Genomic DNA, 22,730 nt, shown 5'->3' on the forward strand with positions numbered 1-22,730 from the left:
AAATACCTCAGCACTACGTTCAAACAATTTTTCATTTATTGATTTACACTGCCAGTACACACATCTCCTTCTTCTACACCATCAATCCAGACTTTTAATTGTTTGGTGCGAGCTTCAGTAATATTTTCAATAAAGTAACATTTACACATCGGTAATACAGAACCATAATTATCTTGATATTCAGGAATATACATTGAATCAACGTAAGCATCTTTAAATTCAATCCATTTTCTTTGCGCGTTTACAAACTTGTCAATAAATACCTTATCTGTTTTGTATTTTGCTAAAATATTCTGATACACCTGATTCAATTCATTATCCGCTTTCTGAAGCGCCGCACAAGCCTCATTATTTAAATCCAGTTGAGTTTCAGCTCGTGCAACAGTCATAGCAAATAACATGATAAATAAGATAAGCAGGTTATTCCAAATCGTCATAATTCGCTACTCCAGTTAATATATTCCCTAGTCACCAATAATGCTTTCCTTCTTATGATGTTGTGCAAGAGTCTCATCAAGACTTGCTGCTTCTGTTAATGCGGCAACATTCTCTTTTGTGAAAAACCCATCAAATCCATGACATCGTTCAACATACTCGGTGATTAACAGTGAGTATTGGGAATGTTTCGAGAATATCTGTTTTAAATCCGGTGCGTCAGTGCATGCACCGAAAACCTGTGCTAAAAACTGGATGTGATTCTGATCGCGTAAGGTATCAATGACATAATCAATATTCTTTTTACCTGAAACATGATCACCATCAACAACTTCATAGGCAATATGATGCATTCTTCTGCCATAATTAAGTACAAAAGTCTCAGTTGGCATGGGAAGATTTTGAAAAGAATTAACCATAAATGATATGTTATTTGCTGTAAACACCTTGGCAGGTGATCTAATATCATCTTCATGTGGAATTCTGTTGACGTTTGTTGAAGAATTCATATCAGCGATATTATAGGCACCCCAGAAATAATATTTGGAAAGACATAAAAACTCCAATATAGCATCTTCCCTTTCTCCCGCCAGGATTCGAGTTGCCATATGGTCAATACCTTTAATCAGACCTTTAGTGCCATTATCCTGACTTATCTGATCTGCCTGATTTAATATTTTTTCCTGATTTTTTGTTAAATAAAAACGCTGACCAAGTTCTAAATTATCCAGGTCAAAAATGGACCCTTCGATGTATCCTACGCTATTGTAGGTAAAATCGGACATGCGAGTAAAAATGATATTTTTATTGCTATAAAATTTGTTCTCGGTAAGTGATGGATCATGAAATCTGAATCCATGTGAACCTAATATACCTATGGTTTCCTTTTTATCCTTGCATTGATAGATTTCCCCAACATAGCGCGCATTAAATTTTTCTCTTGAGTTGGGATACATTTTATTAAAACGAGTAATATCATCCTTAAAATTCGGATCTAGCGGTTCTAGAACCAAGAGTGCGGGCGAATTATTCGTATTCGTTAAACAATATATTTTATGAGTGTCACTGATGTAACTTTTTGTATAACGATAAGGTGTCATTGAGTATAGTTCGGTTAAATACTTAATCGCATCTCCCGTTTGTACCTGAATTACTACAGCACACATATCACCAAATAGTTGCTCAAGCCCTGTAGCGATACGTCTTTCATAAATTTTAGTTTTATATTCATTAAAATAGTCAGAGTTTTCCTTATCGCCTTTAGGCTTATAATGCATTGGATTAATCATACTCATCTCCATAAAAAGGTGATTAATTACCTCCGAACAATACTATAATTATATACTCTTTTCAGATTTTATCCGGTAAATGAACCATTGTGTCCCTGGTATTTCACATTTATCAATAAATGCCCGTATAATCAGGAATATTCAATCAATAAGAACCTATACATGGAAGCGTTATTTGTATCAATTGGTGTTGTTGCTCTGGCTGAAATAGGCGATAAAACTCAATTACTTGCCTTGATATTAGCATCACGGTTCCAGCAACCTGCTCCAATAATTCTTGGAATATTGATTGCAACCTTAATTAATCATGGGCTGGCAGGAGCTGTTGGAATGTGGATTACTATGCTGGTAGATCCGTCCACTCTTCGCTGGATACTCGGCCTATCGTTTATTGGTATGGCAATTTGGACGCTAATACCCGATAAAATTGAAGAAAATGAAACCCATTTGGGTCATAGCCTGGGAGTCTTTGGCGCGACTTTTATTACCTTTTTTCTCGCTGAAATGGGAGACAAAACTCAAATTGCAACTGTTGCACTAACGGCTCATTATAGTGCTCCGCTATTAGTTATAGCTGGAACCACATTGGGAATGTTACTGGCGGATGTACCGGCTGTCTATATCGGAAATAAATTTGCCACCAAAATACCCTTAAACGTGGTGCATTATATTGCAGCTTTTATTTTCGTATTAATGGGCATTTTTTCAATTTTTTTATAGAATAGTCCAGAATCTATTCTCAACACATCTTGATGCATCCAATTAAATGATTAACCGGCGGTGAACTTACTATCATAATCCTGATTTGTACTGGCTTCAGAGTCCTGTTCCTCCTGACTTTTTAATTCCTGAGCTCGATCTGCTTGGATATTTTTCATATCAGCTAAACCGGCTTTAAATGAAATTGATTTTTCGATATGTTTCATTTGTTGTTCTAATTTTATCTCATGGTATTTTGTGATTATGTTTGCTCCGGTGACAAATCCTTCACGGACAGAGCCAACCACTCTTTGTACAAATCGTTTAAACTTGGTTAAAAACCCTTCTCCCTCTACTGCAGAGCCTATGGTTTCAACAAATGTAGGATTAGTGGGTAAAGATTTAACTAGCTGAGATCTTTGCTCTATAGGAGTCTGCTCATTTGTCAGATCATTATTAATGCCTTGAATATAATCTTTTACATGTTGATTTTCTGGAGGCAAATGCGAACTAAATTTATTTAATCGATAATGAGCTTGATACACGATCATATAATGTTCTACTGATTGATGGTCAAAAGCATGTAAACGATCATGAAGTTCGGTCCCAATATCGCTTACCTCCATTAATGACGGTTTATTTTTGTCATAAAAAGCTCTTACAGCTCGTTCATATTGCTGAATTATTGGTGTATCCAAAAATGAATTCACAAGTATTTTCCTTAATTCAACTTCAAATTGCTCATCAACTAATGTACCGACTATGTCTTTAAGATCTCTGGCTTCAAATGACTTTATCTGTTGATTCAATAATCCTATTTTGTCTTTCTTAATTTGAATTTGAATTTGAATATCTGCATTTGAAGGCATTAATTTTAATTTCAACTCCAGGTGTTCCAGTTCTTTTTCTGTTTGTTTCAAAAGGATATTGAGATAGTGCCCTTCATCTACTAATGCAAGCTTTTCTTCAAAAGAAATATCCAACTCCAGTGCAACGGATAAAAAAAACTGATTAACTGTCGCGATTCCCTGATTCATTAGGGTGCCTGGTTTTAAACATAAAAAATCTTCTTCCTCAGATAATTTAAGTATATATTCTTTATACGCTATTTCCTTAATTGACCTGTATTCATGAGTTACGAGGTTATTCAACATACCGAGTATTTCTCCAGTCTGGGCTCCAACTCTGAATAATTGCTTTGACAATTCCTTTAAGACTTTGTAATTTTTTATGGTAAGCAGTTTATCGTCGTTTAATAATGCATTTAAACGATTTGCTTCATTTTGCATAAACTCCGGGTTTGCCAATTGCGTTCTGGAAAAATTCCGGAGTTTTTCTCGTGGCAGAGTAAAAATTCTATTATATTTTTCGGCCAAATATACTCTGGCTTTTTCTAACTGTGGAGATGCTGCATGCAAATATTTAGCCCCCAGTTTTATACCTCTTACCGCTACTGATTGGCCTTGGGCAGCCTCTTCTGTTGATTCCTTTTGTTCAATTGTCGCATCTGATGCCTCAGAAAGACTCAAATCTGCCGGTTTTAATATTTCTACTTTTGCTCGCTTCAAAACATCCTGTAATTCTGCAGTATCTGCTTTATCATAATCAATAGTTTGTACAAATGAACTAATATCTACTATTTGGTTTATTAAAGATTCGTAATGCGCTTTAATCTCCGGTGAAATATTGCTCAATATTCCTTTAAGTTGACTTGCTTCATTTTGTATCTCCATAATCAATCGTACCTGAGATACTAAACTGTCATTGTGACTCAATTGCTCAAATCTGTTTAAAGCATGTTCCAAATGATATAGACCGTTTTCTATCATTTTAATCTGGCGAACAATAAAAGGCTCACTATCAACAAGGTCATACAAAGGCTGTGTATCGGGTTTATTCAGATAGTCTTGCACATGAGATGAAAACTGGTTTTTAGTCATTGAAGTAAACCGATCTTTCATCAAACGTATATATGAAGATAACTTCAATTCCTGTACTGATGAAAAAATACCACGCACCGAATTCATTGATGAAGATTCAGCCGGTTTTAATTCACCAGGCCCCGGTGGAGTGTGCTCGGATTGATTGATGATATAAAGCTCTTGAGCTTTAAATCTCTGTTCTTTATCTATTCTAAGAATCTCTTCAAGATTAGCATCGGGTGTCAATCCAACTCTCGCTTCATTGACAACTTCGATATTTAAACGATGTAACTTATTTTGATCTTTCAAAAATCTATCTATTAACGACTCTTGTTTCAGTAGTTGTTTAATGGAAATTTTTTGTTCTTGAGTACTCTCCATAGTTTCAGTTTCAAGTTGATTCAGTACAGTAACAAACTCATTGGATAGTTCCATGTTGATATGAGACATTGGTTCCTGAATATGAGCAAAGGCTATTCTAAGTTTGGCTAGATCCTCTTGGTCAATATCGGCTAATGATTTCCCTTGATATTGGTGAAGGATTTCAAAAAATTTTCGTGAATAGCTCTGCTGGTCTTCATTTTGAAAGAGATCAATCCAAATGTGTTTTTTAACTTTTTGTAGATTTTCATCCCTTACACCGGATAAATCAGATGATAGAGGAATACTCTTCAGACCTGGATCAGCCTTATGCACAATGATCTCATTTACTTTGCGATTTACGGCATCAATTTCTTTCACGATAGAAGATGAAAGAAGACCGGGTTTCAGATAATTACGAACCTCTAATTCATCAATTAATGATATAAATTGAGGATAATCTCGCTCCATCCATTGTTGATAAGCCTCTATGGTTTTTGTTTGAAGTCGATTTCCTTCATGATTTAATTTTTTAACTAATTCAATGAACGAAACTAAAGCATGCATTCCTCGATAATAGTTAACAAATGTTCCCTGATTTTCAAATAACCTCTCGGCGACTAAAGTAATTGAATCAATTTGAGATTCAGTTATTTTAACTTTAGTTTCATCTCTAATAATCTGTGGATCTACAGTTCTCGATAACGAGTTTAAGAGCAATGGCACCTCAGCCAAGAATGTAACTAAAGTAGAAGAATCAGAAACATTAGGATCATTGGATTGTAAAATGTCAAGTCCTCTTCCCAAAAAACTACCTGTTGTTTTTGCCACGTCTTGAAGTGAGAATTGATTCATCCAACCAGTATTTTGAATCAGATTCTGTGCCCCCCTTATCATTGGAACAATGTAGTCATAATTATTCTGAATGATCCTGCTGACTTCCGGAGTAGCATCTCGTAACAGTTCCACCGACTTATAAATCTGAGAAACAGCCACCATACCTTGATGAGCTAACACAATTTTATCAATCGTTGAAACAGTTTGAGTATTCATTTTATTGACAATCTGTATCGCAGATTCTGCATAATACATGCTGTTTATTACTCTTTTAATTGCAGCTATCTGAGGAGGATCGTTATCAAAATTAACATAAGGAACACCATTTGATTGTGAATCTAAAGAATGAGCCAAAGGAGCTGATAATGAAGATTGAAGATGATTTAGCAATGTTGCTCTGGCCTCAGCAATTTGTTTCGCATAATCTACTGAGCTCTGCAGCTCTGTCTGTTCTTCTGCTACAGTTAGCACTTCTTCAGTTAGTACTCCTTCAGTTAGTACTCCTTCAGTTAGTGCTCCTTCAGTTAGTGCTCCTTCAGTTAGTGCTCCTTCAGTTAGTGCTCCTTCAGTTAGTGCTCCTTCAGTTAGTACTCCTTCAGTTAGTACTCCTTCAGTTAGTGCTCCTTCAGTTAGTGCTCCTTCAGTTAGTACTCCTTCAGTTAGTGCTCCTTCAGTTAGTGCTCCTTCAGTTAGTGCTCCTTCAGTTAGTACTCCTTCAGTTAGTGCTCCTTCAGTTAGCACTCCTTCAGTTGGTACTCCTTCAGTTGGTACTCCTTCAGTTGGCACTCCTTCAGTTGGCACTCCTTCAGTTGGCGCGACTTCAATCGCTGTTGCTTCAATTTCATTCTCCTGAGCAGCAACAGGTTGAGGGAGTTGTTGAGGTACAGTATTATCTAATTGTTTTAATCTTCCCACTTCAGACATATCTGCAGAGCGGTAATTGATACCCGATAAAACAGTACTGTACTCAGTAATTTGACTAATAACAGGAGCTAAGGTGCTGCGTGCCGCGGGTGAAAGTGCTGTTATCGTATTTTTTAACTGATAGGCAGCTTTAACAATCGCAATAAATAATTTTGTCTGACTCACAACGCCAAAATCATTGTTCGCATTTTCAAAAATCGACAATGAGTTTTGTAAATTTAATAATGCATTTTCAAGGTTTTTAATATGTACAACCAATTCTGGCTCATCATTATTAATCGTATGGGGTGGTTGCTCCCGAAAATACTCCTGATTTGCTTCAGATAAATGACGATTCAATAATGTTCTGATATTTGTTCTGGTAGTATCCACTTTCTCAGATAAATGCAAATCTTGAAGATAGGTGATATTGCCGCGTAAATTGTTTAAGGAAGAGGCCTGGAACGCAATCAATTCCCCAGGATGAACCATGTCTTTAAGCGAAGGTTGTTTTACCTCTTTTTGTAATTCATTAGTTCGATCCTCGACCCGAACAGCCAGGGTGGCATCTGTTGACAATCCTGCTTGTCCCTCCAATGTAACACGTGCAGATTCAGCCACAGTAAATTTTAATTGTTCTGTTTTAATTTGTTCCATGAACAAATGAAGCATTGACTCTTCATGAAGAAAAAGATTATCAATATCCCCATTTCCGTAAAAACCTCCAACATAACCTGCTGCACCCGTAGCTAAAGCACCTAAAGCTAAAACACCAAGAGACATCTCTCCATTAGATATAGCGTTGGAAACGAAGGATGAAGCAGCTATAGTTGTAACAGCTGCAGCTGATTTAGATAAAGCCCCAGTCGCCATGCTCCACCATGATGAACTTTTCGGACCAACGGTATTTAAAATACCGGTGAGTTTATTTTCAAGATCCAGATTGGCATGAGCTAATGCAATTTGGATGTCAGGATATATTTGTCTTAATTCAATACGATCAGACTCTGTAATGTCACTGAATGAATTTCCTTTGTATTGTTCCAAAATTGTAAAAAAACGCTTAACAGATGCCATATTGTTACGTGCAACAGAAATAGCCTCTAAATGTTCAACCTGACTGGCCTCAATTCTTTGCTCTCTGATTGGTGCTAAAGCGTCTATAGTCTGAATTCGATCATCAATATCAAGTGAGGATTCAGATAATTGTTTATTTATCTCCTTTGCTAACCGATCTGCTGACTCACATAGGTTATCACTGAGCAAACCTGATCTCAGGTAGTTTTGACGTTCAAATTGGTCTATGGTCAGAATAAATGAACCTAAATAATGATTTGACCAGGAAATGTATTTTTGCATTGAGTCTCTGGTAAATTCAAAATCATTATCTTGAATTGATTTTAGCCATCCTAATAAATCATTAATCGCTTTTGATTCTTCGAGAGTTTTTACGCTTAATTTCTGGAGAAATAAATTTCCTTCTAGATCCTTTAATAATGAAATAACCAATTCAGATCTTTCTTGCTTTTCTTGTGGGGTTAATTGCGATTTTTTAGAGTCAGCTGCAAAATTCATTACTCGCGACAATTTGGAAAGTGCATCTAAAAGTGGATTCGGTTTAGTCTCAGTTTCTGTGGTAATAGGTCCGATTAACTCTGTTCCCTGATTAATGATATAACTTGCTTGCTCAGTGACTTCCATTTCAGTAAATTCACTAACCCAGCCCGATTTTTTTATTGCATCATAAGTTGCCGTAAATGCCGGCTCAATTAAACTGTAATTTTCAGCGATTAAAGATTGTATTTCTGGTGTGGCGTCATTAAGTGACGCTAAAGATTTATATACCTGAATTAATGCTTTAACATGCTTAGGAGCTGCTTTTGTTTTGGCCCAGAAGGTAGAGTTATCTGTATTTTCCCAAATTTTTAATGCTTCCTCAGCATGATATAAAGCATTAATGACTTTTTTAATTGCAGCAATTTGTCCTGGATCATCTGCAAAATCAATAAAGGGTTCACCTTCTTTCCTAGGTTTTAATTTGTCAGTCAGGCACTTTTCTAATTGACTTTGCAAGGATTGGAGTAATGAGTTTCTGGCTGTATTAATTTTCTGTGACAATGTTAAAGCTATAGGAGGTGAATCAACCGGATTATTTGAATCGACTCCTGGTTTTGTATTAACAACTTCAGCCGAAGTGCCTATTTCGTCTGTTTTGGGCATTTTTTTGTCTCCCGCTCTGATAATATAATTATAGACTGGAGTGCAACAACAAGATCGATTTTTTATCAATTAAGGTTAAATACAAACACATCTCACTTCATTTAAGTGAATATTGATGTTTAAATAATTCATGAAATCGTAGCGCTCATAAGAATTAAGCTACCGGAATAATAAATTTATTAGAAAAAGCGGCACTTACCCGATGTGTAGAACAATGTGTACACATTGAATGCAATCACAAACCTATCTTAAGACACCCTTTGATTTTAAAAAAAATTTGATCCATAGTTTACTATCGAATAAAAGGAGTAGAACAAGGATTAATTAAATGAGTGACTTCCAAATCGAAGAATCTTTTCCAACCCTTATTACCCCCAAAAAACACTCAAAATTTAATGACGTTATTGAGGAACTTCAAGCCAATAAACCGAAGATAGAACAATTACTTCTTAAAAATGGTGCATTACTTTTTCGGGGCTTCCCAGTCAATACTCCGGAACAGTTTTCACATTTTATAGAAACACTCAAACTGGGTAATTTTGTAAATTACCAGTTGGGGGACAGCCCTCGTGATAAGGTAATAAATAAAGTCTACACCTCTACAGAAACTCCGGCAGCAATCCATCTCCCACTGCATCAGGAGCTTTCTTATATTAAAAAGTTCCCTCGACATATTTATTTTTTTTGTCAAATTGCGCCAAAACATCAGGGGGAGACCATTATTGCTGATGCACGAGAGGTTTATAAGTCTCTTAAACCAGAATTTATACAGTGTTTTCAGGAAAAGGGCTTAACCTATGTGTCACATTACTATTACAAAGACAAATTATTGAGAACCCTGAATCGATTTGCTCGTTCACACAAATCATGGATGGAAGTTTTTGAGACGCATGATAAAGCTGAGGTTGAAGACATCTGTCGAAATAATGAGGTTTCTTTCCGTTGGTTACGTTCCGACTGGATTGAGTTAAAACAAAAGAGACCAGCAGTGATGGATCATCCCATCACTCATGAAACGGTATGGTTCAATCAGGCTCATCTTTTTGATTTCAATCCCAGATTACTCGGTTTGCTGAATTATATTGGAGCGAAAATTCTTTATTGTCGCCCCTCAACATCACTACATGAAATACGATTTGGCGATGACAGCCCTATTCCTCGTCATTATCTTTATCATATTCTCGATGTATTAGATAAAAAAACCGTTGCCTATCCCTGGCAAAATGGTGATGTAATGGTATTGGATAATATTCTCGCAATGCATGGCAGAGCACCGTTTAAAGGAAAGCGCCGAATATTAACCGCCCTGACCATTTAGCGTAGAATTATACTTTAACCTGTGTCATGAACTGAATAATGTCCTGACCCAGACTTTCAAGAAAGGGGGCGCTAAGATTGCCTGAAATAATCAGAAGCGCTTTATTCTCTTTATTTCGTTCGAACCAAATATTTAAAATATTTTTATCGACCATTCGATCACCTTGATGTGATTTTACTGGTTCCAAATCTAAAGCAAATATTTTTTTATCGTTCTGATTTGAAATAAAATTATTCATAATATTAACATTAATAAAAAAACAATTCGTTTTGCTTGCAGTGAAGACTCTGAAGAACATTCTCAATACTCGATAATCCAACTGATACTTTGAGAAAAATCGCGTATAAATCCTCGATAAACCACTGGTTAATGCATTGCTGATCTTATTATTTTTCCAACCTTTCTTTAATAAACATCCCAATTTAACTATGATTGGGCACGATTGATGTGGCGATGTATCAGTAATTGATTGTTGGACTGCCCGTGATAACGCAAGAAAATCTGATGAATGATCCAAATTGATCTTGAGAATATCTGAACGGACGAAAAGACCTATTGCCCTATCGTACTCTTCATTATCACGTGTGGATTTAACAAGATTAATTGATATCAGTTGCTTCTTGTTTTTTAATATATAAGGTTTTACGCAAATCGAAGCGGCCGCAGTCAAACTATCCGTCAGACATAATCGATGTTGAGAGCAGAATGTTTCCAGTTGTTCAATCAGTGCGTCCGATATATCAAACTGACAGGTATTTACAGAGCCACCTTTTTTAATGATATGTTCTTTAGGAAAATATAAGTACGGTATATCGTTCAGATACTGTTCCCAAAAGTCCATATTTTTTTTCATTTCATTTTGGGTTCTGTGAATATCCTTCACTACATAATCTTTGAACTGACTTCTATCAGAATAAATGGGTATCTCTTTATTGTGCAACGAAGCCAGATAAAAATTTGACATGTTACTAAAAAATATTCCGGGAGATACTTCGTCACTGATCAAATGCGAAAGTGCTATCTGCAGTTCGAATCGTTCATCGCCCAGTCGAAATAATCGAAGCCTGAATAAATGATTGTTTTTTTTCCAGGAACAATGCTGCAATACATCCAGAGAATGAATCAAGGCATCTTCTTGTTGCTCGGAAGACAAATCCTGGATATCGATTTCCTCTATTTTAGGAGGGGGCAATTGTTGTCCTTGTTGAATTGGAGCAAAACGGTGAATACGATAACCAAGAATTGGATCATGTTTACATACACAACCTAAAGCGGCATTCAGACAGTTTATATCGAGTGCACCTCGAAATCGTTTTCTATCGATAATGTTGAGTATTTTGGCTTTAGGATAAAATGCTCTCATTAACCAAAATAAAAACTGTAATTCACTTAAAGGAATGACGTGATAATCCGATGAGACATGAGCGCTATTCTCATCTGGATCAGAAATAGGATGTGCTTTTTCAAGCCATTTAGCTAATTCAACAACGGTTGGAAAACTGTAGATATCCTTTAATCGAATATCCTTTTTTAAACTGGATCTTATCTTGGTAAGAATACGTGCAGCAGCCAGTGAATTCCCGCCCAAATCAAAGAAATTCTGTTCAATACCAATATTTGTTACATTAAGCGCCTGCTCCCATATCGTTTTAAGAGTGTATTCTAACTCGGTACCAGTAAACACGTTCTGATGAGTGATCATTGAGTTTATTTCAGGGAGTTTTTGACGTTCAATTTTACCATTGGAAGATAATGGAAGAGCCGATAAAATCTCAAAGAAGGAAGGAACCATGTATTCAGGAAGATGCTCGTGCAAATAAAGTCGTAACCTGTTCTGATTTAATTCGATTGAATTTTGCGGAACACAATAAGCTATCAATTGCTTTTCTGATGTTGGCGTATTGTCTCGTTTTTTTGCAATAACAGCTACTTCTTTCATGCCCGGATAAGTCATCAAGCACGCTTCAATTTCCTCTGTTTGAATTCTAAAACCTCGAATTTTAACTTGATTGTCTTTACGCTCTACAAATTCAATAGTTCCATCGGGTAAAAAGTGACAATAGTCCCCTGTTTTATACAAGCGATCAGAACTATTATCACTAAAGGGATCTTTGATAAAATTTTTTTCAGTGCTCTCTTTACGATTTAAATACCCTTTTGCAACACCTTTTCCACCAATATACAGCTCCGCTATTTCACCTGGTGGTACAGGATTCAGATGATCATCAAGAATATACAGTTGAGTGTTCAAAGCCGGCCTGCCGATAGGTATTTTATCTTTAAACTGATCGATATTATTTATGTCAACTTTAAGCCATGATGTCGCAACAGTTGCCTCTGTTGGTCCATATTCACAAAACATGATTTGTTCAGGAAATTGTTGCAACCAATCTTCGAGATCTTTAACAAAAAGTGAGTCGCCACCAAATACAATATACCTTAAGTACAGGCATTTTTTTTCATTTAATACAGCCTCTTTTAAATTTCTAAAATGACCTGGAGTCGATTTCATTATGGTCACACGATGCTGCGCTAAATGAGCCATATATAAATACGGATCTTTTTTGGTTTCAGTAGGACAGATTACTATTTGCGCCCCTTGCATCATGGGAAAAAGAGTATTGGCTACGGCAAAATCAAATGAAATAGAAGAAGAAAAATCAAAAATATCTTCATGATGTACTGCCAATGCCTTACTGAACCAATGAATAAAGTACAAAACATTATTGTGTGTAATCATGACACCTTTAGGAACTCCAGTTGATCCAGAGGTGTAAATGATATAAGCCAAGTCATCGGGTTGATTCACATGAACCGGATTATTTATTGAATAATTACTTAGTTCGGAACGCTGTTTATCAAAACACCATAGATGCGCATTAATACCTTCAAACAATTTTTTCTCACTAGATTGTGTCAGTATCACATCAGCCTTGGTATCTTCCAAAATAAATCTGATGCGAGAAACGGGGTTGTCAGGATCCAACGGAACGTAGGTACTTCCTGCTTTTAGTATTGCCAATATACTGATGAGCAAATCAAAGGAGGGTTTCATGCACAGGACGATCACTGATTTTTTATTGCCACACAGCTGACGAAGGTGATGGGCGAGTTGATTTGCACTTGCATTCAACTCAGAATAAGTCAGTTGTTCTTTATTAAATATAAGTGCAGTATGATTTGGGTTATTGGTTACCTGTTCTTCGAATAATGCGGGCAAAATATGATGGTGGGGAACGTTAGATTCTGTTTTAATTAATTCGTGATAACTATTTTGCAGTTCTTCCATATCAATGCTCACAATCCTTGTAAGTATATAATTTAGTCTAGATCACATTATTATTTTTTGCATATTGTTTGCATTATGAGACTCACAACAATCACTGATTGCATTTTTTCCTGGGAAGCCAAACACTTTATATGCGGGGCCTGGTTCATCTATTCATTCTTGACACGAAGGCATTAAAAAATAAATGATATTTATTTCAAGTACTTATTCATCCAATCGTTATATCTTTGCAGTCGGTCTATCAGATAACTGGGAACAGATAAAGAATGATATTCATTAGGATAAATTACTAATTGGGTAGGAACATTTAATGATTTTAATGCCTGATATAATTGTTCTGACCCCTCACAAGGTACGTTAAAATCAAGCTGAGCGCACATAAACAAGGTAGCTGTTTTAATGCGATACGACTGCATAAACGGATAACTTAACTTCAAATATAAATCCGGATGCTCCCATGGCTTTCCTAATTCCAATTCGTATTCCAAAGTATATTGGTCAACCCCATAACCCGATAAAATATTTGCAGTTCCTGCACCAGAAAGTGCCGCTTTAAAACGAGTATCACTGGCTATAACATAATCGGTGAGCATTCCACCATAACTCCAACCACCAACCGCCAATCGTGCCGGATCAGCAACTCCTATAGAAACGACATAATCAACTGCTGCCAAAACATCCTTAACATCAAGATTCCCCCAATCAGCATATATAGCTCTGGCAAAATCAAATCCTCTACCCGAACTTCCACGTGGATTCGGTGCAATAACTGCATAGCCATTTGCTGCAAACCATTGAAACTCAAAATTGAACTCATGACTAAATTGATAAACAGGACCTCCATGAAGATTTAAAAGTGCTGGAAAAGCTTTACCTTGTTGATACTGAATGGGTTTCACTAATAATCCCTCGATGAGTACGCCATCAAAACTCTTGAATTGGATGTCCTCTGCAGGTTGGAATGTCACTTCACTCAATAGTTTGTTATTTTGCTGAGTTAAAGGAGTCAGGCTTGGACCGACCAGAAACAACTCCGCGGGATGTACATCATCTGTACTTAACACAATCACTTTATCTTGACCTAATGCAAAATCCATATCAGTACGTAGACCTTGTGTTATTTTGGTTACTTGTCCCGTTGTACTGTCTATTTTATTCAAATAAGTAGTTCTACTCTCTTCTATTAAGGCATAAATACTTAATCCATCCGGTGACCATTTAGGTTTATAAAACCATTTATCCATCGGTGCAACAACCGATTCACTCCCATCAGCGACACGAACAACAGCCAGTTGAGTTGGTGAGTAATAAACCCATTTATCTTCTTTACTGCGTAGGTAAGCAATTTTCGTGCTGTCAGGACTCCATGACAAATTTGACTCCAAATCAGGATCCATATCATTACCCAAGTAATGAGTCAGTTGTCGTTCTTTTGCATGGGAAGTGGGTTCAATAATGTAAATATCATAATTAAGATGCCTGTCAGCATCTTTTCCTCGTTTAGTCACGTAAGCGATGTATTTACCGTCTGGTGACCATGATGGCAAGTATTCATCATGTTCTCCAGAAGTAAGCTGTGTTGTAGTTCCCGTTGCAACATTAATTACATATAAATGATCATAAACATCTGTAAGATAACCACTGCCATCGGCTTTAAATTGAAATCGGTCAATTACAATCGGTTTATCAACTAACTCATCATCGGAACTTTCTGTTTCATTACCAACGAAAGCAATGCTCTTGGAATCGGGTGACCAGATAAAATCATTAATTTCACCCTGAGTATGAGTTAATTGATGACCCTTTCCTCCTTTTGCAGGCATTAACCAAATTTGGCTGGTCTCTTGCTCCCCTTCATCCGAAAGATAGGCCAGCCAGGTACCATCCGGACTCCATTTCGGATGAGAATTTGAGTACTCGCGAGACACAGTAAGTTGTTGCGTGTATTTTCCATCAATGGATACTCGCCATATGTTGCTGTATGATGAATCAGTTTCTGCGTTTAATTGATTGACGCTATAGGCCACCCACTTTCCATCAGGTGATATATCCGGTTCGCTTACATCAGCAATACGATACAGATCATTGAGTTCTGGCACCCTTTTTTCAGTCCATCCATTTTCATAAATTAAAAAACAAAAAACGATACTTAAAAAAGTATGCTTCATTTCAACAATTCCCTGTAGTACATCATCAATAAAAAAGTACGCACTTTGATATAAAAAAGTATAGGATAATATTGAATTTTTCACCGTGCATGGTAAAAAAGACCCATCTTACCTCCGTTCCAAAGCAGGTCAGATGAACATTTTTTGTTAAATACCATGAACCTGAACAATGAATAACGATATACAAATTACAATTCTGGCAGCAATAACTTTAGGGAATATAGAGGTAAAATTTAAATGTAATTCGTCTATACTTTTTATATGGGTTTCATTAAAAAGGAATCTTATCGCCTTGTATTTTATGTCCGTTGTATATGAGGTCTACTGTCAATTAAAGGTATTTATGAAGATATTTGGATGAATTAACCTGGTATACCCCTCCACATAACCAATACAAACAAGGTACTATGATTCGAAGCGGGAGTAATGAGAAATGCCAAATGATCCAAGCAATTCTGATTTATTTAAGTCGCGATCCTCTAATCAACCCATTGTGACAATTCAAGCAACACTCGATAAAGAACTTCGAACAGAAATGATAAAAGAACCTCCTGATATGAACATCATTAATCGCCTGATTGATGCAGGAGCAAATATTAATTGTGTATCCAATCACGGTATTTCTCTTTTAATGGTTGTAATTGCTGCAAATAATAACGCCCTATTTGATAAGTTAATGGCTAAAGGCGTTAATGTTAATCCTGTTGATAATAAAGGATTCAATGCATTAATTGCTGCTGCAGCCATAGGGAATGAACACATGGTCAAAGAGCTTCTGAACGCAGGAGCGGATCCACTGCATAAAAATCAAGCCCAACTACGTATGCCTCCGATACAAAGCTTGAGTCCATCGGAATGGGCAAGTTCAAGAAAGCATACACACATTGTGGGCATTTTAAAGACCGCCGAGACAGCGGCATTAGAAAAAAATGAGCCGAATCATTCTCTTCTACCCCAAGGACTAGTGCAACCCAAATCAGTAGCTAAAACAGCAGCTCAGGCTGCATTAGATAAAAATGAACCGAGACATTCTCTTCTGCCCCAGGGATTAGTGCAGCCCAAGCCAGTAGCTAAAACAGCAGCTCAGGCTGCATTAGATAAAAATGAACCGAGACATTCTCTTCTGCCCCAGGGATTAGTGCAGCCCAAGCCAGTAGCTACAACATCAGAACACCCCTTAAACAAAGGGAGTCAACAAGTTGAAAATTCTTTGAAAGATGTAGTGAGCAATGTATCACCTAATGTTTCTCCTACTAACCAAACACCCATAACGCGTTCTACTCCCCAAATAAATCCAGAATTAGAATTATCCTTGGCAATTATGTTAAATAAAGACCTAAATGAAATTAAAAGAATAATTCAACAAGGTTCTGTAGATGTCAAGAAGCTAAACTCTAAAGTTCAAAGTTATCTGGTCGAGGCGGTACAACATAATCGCCTCGATGTCGTTAACTATCTTCTTGGTAAAAGAGTTAATTTAGAACAGGAACATAACGTGTACTTACCCGGACGTCCCGCTATACCTTTACCAAATCAACCCAAAACTACCGCCCTGATTGAAGCAGCACGTCTTATCGGCACAACAAAACATTTAGATGAGCTAAAAACAGCCTGCACCATCATTAATACCCTTATCGATCATGGAGCAAATATCTATAAACAGGACACAACAAACAAAAACATGATGGATTACTTGCTTCCCATTGTGGAGTCTCATCCACATAAAACATTTTTGATAGAGCATTTGCAACAAAAGATTCCAAAATTGTCTACCCTACATCAAGAAAAAGTAACATTAAAAGCTGAAACTGCATTAGAGTCACCTTTATTAGAAGAATTTAATAATAAAATGAATTTGTTTATGGACAAAATTAACGATCTTATATCTCGACGAGACAAACTTAAACCTGACTCAAAAGACTACACATTATTAAAAGAAGCTCTAAACAGTGCTAATACGCTTTACTATAAATTGAATAAAGAAAAAGACACCTATCTGAAACAAATAACCCCAGAAAGCTATGAACATTTTGAAAAGAACTGTAAAGAACATATTAATACCGCGCGAACAGTTCTTGACAAACATAGAGGATGGTCTGAATTTTTAGTGAATTTAGCAATTGGGATCACCACTTTGGGTGTTGGGTTGCTTATAAAAGGAGCAGTAAATCTCGCAAATAATAAAAGTTTTTTAGCCGTTCACCAAACGGATTCTTCCAAAAAACTGGACGACATCGAAAACAGTATCCAGAATGCAAATCCTCGACCAGGAAGAAGCTAATTAATGAACTATTAGAACGAACTATTGATTTAACATGGTGTAAAATGATTCAAAGTTACATTGTAGTTCATTAAAACACTGCTTTTTTTCAAGCATCAACTTTAATTGATTTGGCACAGGAATTTTGATGTTCAGTAAAGGCTCGATCAATTCATCAAACTTGACTGGATGAGCAGTTCCTGCAAGTACCCAGATTTTAGATGAATCAACTGCATTCAATCGATGATAAGATGTGGCTGTGTGAGGACAAAGAATATAATGATACCGGGTATAACAGTCCATAATTGCCTCTATAATGTCATGATCTAACACGGATTCAACATTGAGGTTCTGTTTAAATTGCTCAAAGTCTCCAAATAAATCGATTAAACGCTCTAAATTACTTGGATCGCCAACATCCATTGCATTTGCCAAAGTTTTTATACTCTGTTTCGGCTTATATGTGCCGGTAATCAAGTAATCACTTAACACTCTATTCGCATTATTGGCGATTAATATTTCATCTATTGGAAAACCGAGAACCTTGGCCCAATAACAGGCAGTAACATTTCCCAAATTACCGCTTGGCACAATAAAATTGGCAGGCTTTTGATGACGTTTTTCCAACAGGATACTGGAATACGCATAATACACCATTTGCGGTAACAATCTGGCTATATTGATGCTGTTTGCTGTAGTCAATTGACCTTGATGTTTTGATCTTAAACAGGCCATCTTAACTAGCTGCTGACATTGATCAAATGTACCGTGAACTGCCAGAGCATGAATATTATCTCCCCAACAGGTAATTTGAGCCTGCTGCCTTAAACTTATTTTTTCTTTTGGAAATAAAATATAGCCCTCGATTCCCGCTCTACCATGTAAGGCGCTTGCTACTGCACTACCGGTATCCCCGGATGTAGCAACCAGCACTTTTTTCGGCTTATCTTGAGACAAATACTGCAAACATTGAGCAAAAAATCGTGCTCCAAAGTCTTTAAAGGAAAGAGTAGGACCATGGAATAATTCGAGCACATATTGAGTGTCTGTTAATGCCTTAAGTGGCAAAGGAAATGAAAAAACATCCTGACAAAATTCATGGTCTATTTTAAGTACACTGTTTGCAAAAAAAGGGCTCAAGAGATGTGATGAAAAATAAATTAAATCTGAATAATCATAAAACTCTTCTACTGATATTTTAGGAAATTGTTCGGGTACATATAACCCTCCGTCCCGAGCTAATCCACATAAAATGGCCTCGTCAATTGTTGCATGTTCCTTTTTTCGGGTACTGCGCATATTATTCTTCATCTACTACTCTAGCCCCAGTTTTAGCTATGGATGTGATAACAGAATCACATTGAATCCCATTCGTTTTAAATTTCCATACCATTCCATCCGCCACTTTTCGAGCAATTTGTTCGGTTTTAGCAAAGGCAAAAAGTGTTGGTCCAGAGCCTGAAATAGAACAGGCCAATGCTCCATATTGGTACGCCACTGATTTAACATCATAATAAAAAGGAATCAAATGAGCTCGCATCGGTTCAATTAACTCATCAACCAAGGACAATTCCAATCGTTCATAATTTTCTTCGTATAAAGCGCTAATAAACGATGCCATGCGCGCATTTTGTTTTGTAAATAAAGATAAACTGATTGACTCGTGTAAGACTGCTCTGGAATCACGGGTTTCTAATTGGATGTGTGGATGAATGAACACGGCATGCAGGGGTAATAGTGGTAAATTTATTGATCGCAGGGGATCAGTAGATTCAATCAAGGTCATCCCGCCATAAAGACAAGGTATCACATTATCAGCATGTTTGGATCCACAGGCCGTATGCTCTCCTAATAATGCAAACTCAACCAATTGTTCAATCGGCAAAGGCTTGATTAAGAAACGATTTAAGGCTATCAATGCTGCTACACTGCTTGCAGCAGACCCACCTAAACCAGAGCTTAATGGAATTCCTTTCTTTATATGGATTTTAAAACCTTGTTCCATTTTTAAAAATTCCAGCATGGCATTCAAAGCTACTGTTGCTGTATTTTTATTTACTGTAAAAGGAATATGTTCTATACCGGTGATCGATTCAATTTCAAGACCAGGTTCTTTTGATTTTTTTAATGTAATTTCATCACCCAATCCATCTACTGCAAATCCAAGGACATCAAATCCTACAATCACATTTGCACAAGTTGCAGGGGCAAAAACTGTTACAGTATTTAGTTGATTTATCATAGCATTGACGCCAGTTTTAACAAATCTGCAAAAACTCCAGCTGCAGTTACATATTTACCTGCCCCTGGTCCTTGAATGATCAAAGGTTGCTTATTGTATCTTCGACTTTGGATTAGCAGAATATTATCTGTTCCGGTTGTATTTGCAAAGGGATGTGATGCAGGATATGCATTTAATTGAATACTTATTTTTCCGTGTTCAATTATGCCAACATAAGCAAGAGCCGCATTATTTTTTAACAGTCTTTTAATCTTGTCTTCAATTGTTTTTTGATGATGCACCAAATTCTTTAAAAAATCGGGTATTGATACGTTTTTTAATGCATTGGGAACCATATCCAATAATTTTACATCCTCAAGGACTAAATCATAGCCCAATTCTCTTGCCAGACAGACAAATTTTCGGGCAACATCAAGACCATTTAAATCTTCTCTAGGATCGGGTTCTGTGTATCCCAACTCATAAGCTTGAATCACACTGTCAGCGAAAGACAATCCTTTGGCGCACTGATGAAATATAAATGATAAAGTTCCAGATACAATACCTTCGATGCGCTTGATGCTGTCACCTGTTGCGAGCAAATCCTGAATGGTTTTTAATATGGGTAAGCCGGCACACACTGTAGTTTCATATAAATAGTGTCGATTATTCGATTTAATGACATCTTTTAACTGCTTATAGTTCTGTAAATCCGAGGAATTTGCTTTTTTATTTGGGGTCACAACATGACAACCAAATTCAATAAATCGCGGATATTGACTCGCTATCTCTGCTGATGAAGTACAATCAACGATTACCGCATGGGGAATTTCCGGGCTGGCAATGTGAGTCACAAATTCGATTAAATTTTTGGGTACCGAGTTTGATTTTAATTGCTCCTCCCAATCTTTTAAGTCTATGGATTGCTCATGAATTATCATATTTTGGGAATTCATTAAACCTCTGACTTTCAAATCAACATTTATTTCTCTTTTTAATCGCGCTCTGTTTTTTTTAATCTGGCTTAACAATGCTGCTCCAACTCCACCAGGTCCGATTAAGCCAATCGATAAAGTTTTACTCGATAAATAGAAACCGCCGTGCAACACACGCAACGCTTTCTGGGTTTGTTCCGTTTTAATTACCGCTGATATATTTCGTTCAGACGAACCCTGTGCAATCGCAAGAACATTTATATTGGCTTTCGATAACATTTCAAAATATTTAGCTGCTACTCCAGGAGTACCTGACATCTGATCCCCAACAGCTGACACAACAGAACAATGTTCAATCAAATCAACGCTTTGGACTACTCCATGAGCTAATTCAAATATAAATTCATATTGAATGAGTTTAACAGCGTGACTTCCATGCGCTCCGTTCACAACGATGCTGATTGAATGCTCAGAACTTGCCTGACTGATAAGGATTACTGAAATATTGCCTTTTGCCAAAGATTGAAATAAGCGTCCCGCTACGCCACACAACCCGGCTAACCCAGTTCCCTCTATATTGATAAGTGCCAAATCAGATATCGAACTCAATCCTTTAATAAGATATTCAGAACACTCTGAAGAGGAACTGATTATCGTTCCAGGACTGTTTAATTTAAAAAAATTTTTAATATGAATAGGTATATTGGCTTCAATTGCGGGTTGAACAGATTGAGGATGAAGTACTGTAGCGCCAAAATAGGCTAATTCAGAGGCTTCCTGATAACTTAAATCAGGAATAGCAAATGCGGATTTGACCCATTTGGGATCCGCAGTAAAAATTCCATCAATATCCGTCCATTTATACAATCGTTCAGCCATCACCAGTCTGGCAATAATCGCCGCGCTAAAATCCGTACCATTGAAACCTAACAAAGCTCGCAATCCTTGATGTGTTCGAGCGACAAATCCTGGCATTACTACAATGGGTGCATCAACTCCTTTCATCAATCGATGCAGTCTCTTTTTAGTTTCTACCCAATCAATATTAATAAGCCCTTCATGAAAATCAACTGTGATGATTTGGCCTAAATCAATCCATGGCGCAGCCAACATAGCGGCAATTATTTTACTTGACCAGTATTCTCCATAACCCAATAGCCAGTTTTTTTGTTCTTCCGAATAAGCACCCAAAAGGGATACACTGTGTAGTAAAGACACAATATCCTCTTTGTCTTTCAGCAATAAAATCTGAATCTGCGCGTCGTCAGTTATTTTATTGTTTAGCGATTGATGAAAGGTGATCAATTGATGCAATTTGGTAAGATAATTTTTACCAGTAGCGGCTAATCTAAGACACTCTAATAAAACGTCCGTAGTACCTTTGGATGCAGAAACCACTAATATGCAAGGCGTAGAAGTGATTATTTGGTCAACCTTAAGATAATCCTCTGCTGAACGTAAGCAACTTCCACCAAGTTTATTTACAACAGTCATAATAAAACTCTTGGTTCTGATTCTGTTTATTAAAGTTTAGCTTAGTTATTTAATTAAACACTTCCGAATTCAGGTCATAATGTTAAAAGTGAAGGAACTCAAGATCCTGGCACCAAGCCCTGTTCAGCCATAGTAGCCTGTATTAGCGAAGCGTAATACAGGATCGAAGTGGTAACACACCCCATTGCTTCCCGTATTACGCTTCGCTAATACGGGCTACAAAAGGGTCAATCTACAATAAATAATCCTTAACCTAATGGCAGTCTATTATGCGAGAAATACTCTATTTTTTACTCTTTTCTGCCATAGTAGCCTGTATTAGCGAAGCGTAATACAGGATCGAAGTGGTAACACACCCCATTGCTTCCCGTATTACGCTT

General features: G+C 36.8%; 11 protein-coding genes. 3 read left to right on the forward strand and 8 right to left on the reverse strand.

Going from position 1 to position 22,730, the window contains the following annotated elements; translation table 11 throughout:
• Positions 1 to 35: 35 nt before the first annotated feature.
• Together Lqua_RS06290 and Lqua_RS06295 are read right to left on the reverse strand one after the other, a co-directional pair.
• Positions 36 to 437 carry a lysozyme inhibitor LprI family protein gene (locus Lqua_RS06290; RefSeq protein ID WP_065240150.1) on the reverse strand — a complete coding sequence of 134 codons (402 nt, stop codon included), beginning with the start codon at positions 435 to 437 and terminating at the stop codon, positions 36 to 38.
• Between the two features lie 27 nt (positions 438 to 464).
• Positions 465 to 1,724, reverse strand: coding sequence for a hypothetical protein (locus Lqua_RS06295; protein ID WP_058473425.1), 1,260 nt, complete (start codon positions 1,722 to 1,724; stop codon positions 465 to 467).
• 162 nt (positions 1,725 to 1,886) lie between these two features.
• On the opposite strand from Lqua_RS06295, the gene Lqua_RS06300 reads away from it, so the two are divergent.
• A complete protein-coding gene (locus tag Lqua_RS06300) occupies positions 1,887 to 2,444 on the forward strand; it encodes a TMEM165/GDT1 family protein (RefSeq protein WP_058473426.1) in 558 nt (185 codons plus the stop codon).
• 50 nt (positions 2,445 to 2,494) lie between these two features.
• Here the strand turns inward: Lqua_RS06300 and Lqua_RS06305 are convergent, their stop codons facing one another.
• Entirely contained in the window at positions 2,495 to 8,665 is a 6,171-nt protein-coding gene (locus Lqua_RS06305) for a hypothetical protein (protein WP_058473427.1), read from the reverse strand.
• A 328-nt stretch (positions 8,666 to 8,993) separates the two neighbouring features.
• Here Lqua_RS06305 and Lqua_RS06310 point away from each other — a divergent pair, with 328 nt between their 5' ends.
• Positions 8,994 to 9,983, forward strand: a complete 990-nt coding sequence (locus Lqua_RS06310) for a TauD/TfdA family dioxygenase (protein ID WP_058473428.1) — start codon at positions 8,994 to 8,996, stop codon at positions 9,981 to 9,983.
• Positions 9,984 to 9,990: 7 nt separating this feature from the next.
• Here Lqua_RS06310 and Lqua_RS06315 read toward each other — a convergent pair whose 3' ends face one another.
• Positions 9,991 to 13,272, reverse strand: a complete 3,282-nt coding sequence (locus Lqua_RS06315) for an amino acid adenylation domain-containing protein (protein ID WP_058473429.1) — start codon at positions 13,270 to 13,272, stop codon at positions 9,991 to 9,993.
• A 191-nt stretch (positions 13,273 to 13,463) separates the two neighbouring features.
• Positions 13,464 to 15,440, reverse strand: coding sequence for a S9 family peptidase (locus Lqua_RS06320; RefSeq protein ID WP_058473768.1), 1,977 nt, complete (start codon positions 15,438 to 15,440; stop codon positions 13,464 to 13,466).
• Between the two features lie 433 nt (positions 15,441 to 15,873).
• On the opposite strand from Lqua_RS06320, the gene Lqua_RS06330 reads away from it, so the two are divergent.
• Positions 15,874 to 17,721 (forward strand): ankyrin repeat domain-containing protein, encoded by a 1,848-nt coding sequence (locus tag Lqua_RS06330; RefSeq protein ID WP_058473431.1) that lies wholly within the window; start codon positions 15,874 to 15,876, stop codon positions 17,719 to 17,721.
• Positions 17,722 to 17,742: 21 nt separating this feature from the next.
• Here Lqua_RS06330 and thrC read toward each other — a convergent pair whose 3' ends face one another.
• The 3 genes from thrC to thrA are packed head-to-tail and all read right to left on the reverse strand — an operon-like array spanning position 17,743 to position 22,350.
• Positions 17,743 to 19,011 (reverse strand): threonine synthase, encoded by a 1,269-nt coding sequence (gene thrC, locus Lqua_RS06335; RefSeq protein WP_058473432.1) that lies wholly within the window; start codon positions 19,009 to 19,011, stop codon positions 17,743 to 17,745.
• Entirely contained in the window at positions 19,001 to 19,942 is a 942-nt protein-coding gene (locus Lqua_RS06340) for a homoserine kinase (RefSeq protein ID WP_058473433.1), read from the reverse strand. Before Lqua_RS06340 ends, thrC begins: the two co-directional genes overlap by 11 nt.
• Positions 19,939 to 22,350 carry a bifunctional aspartate kinase/homoserine dehydrogenase I gene (gene thrA, locus Lqua_RS06345; RefSeq protein ID WP_058473434.1) on the reverse strand — a complete coding sequence of 804 codons (2,412 nt, stop codon included), beginning with the start codon at positions 22,348 to 22,350 and terminating at the stop codon, positions 19,939 to 19,941. The genes Lqua_RS06340 and thrA overlap by 4 nt, the downstream gene beginning before the upstream one ends.
• Between the last annotated feature and the right edge of the window lie 380 nt (positions 22,351 to 22,730).

The sequence above is a fragment of the Legionella quateirensis genome (assembly GCF_001467955.1).
Taxonomy (GTDB): domain Bacteria; phylum Pseudomonadota; class Gammaproteobacteria; order Legionellales; family Legionellaceae; genus Legionella; species Legionella quateirensis.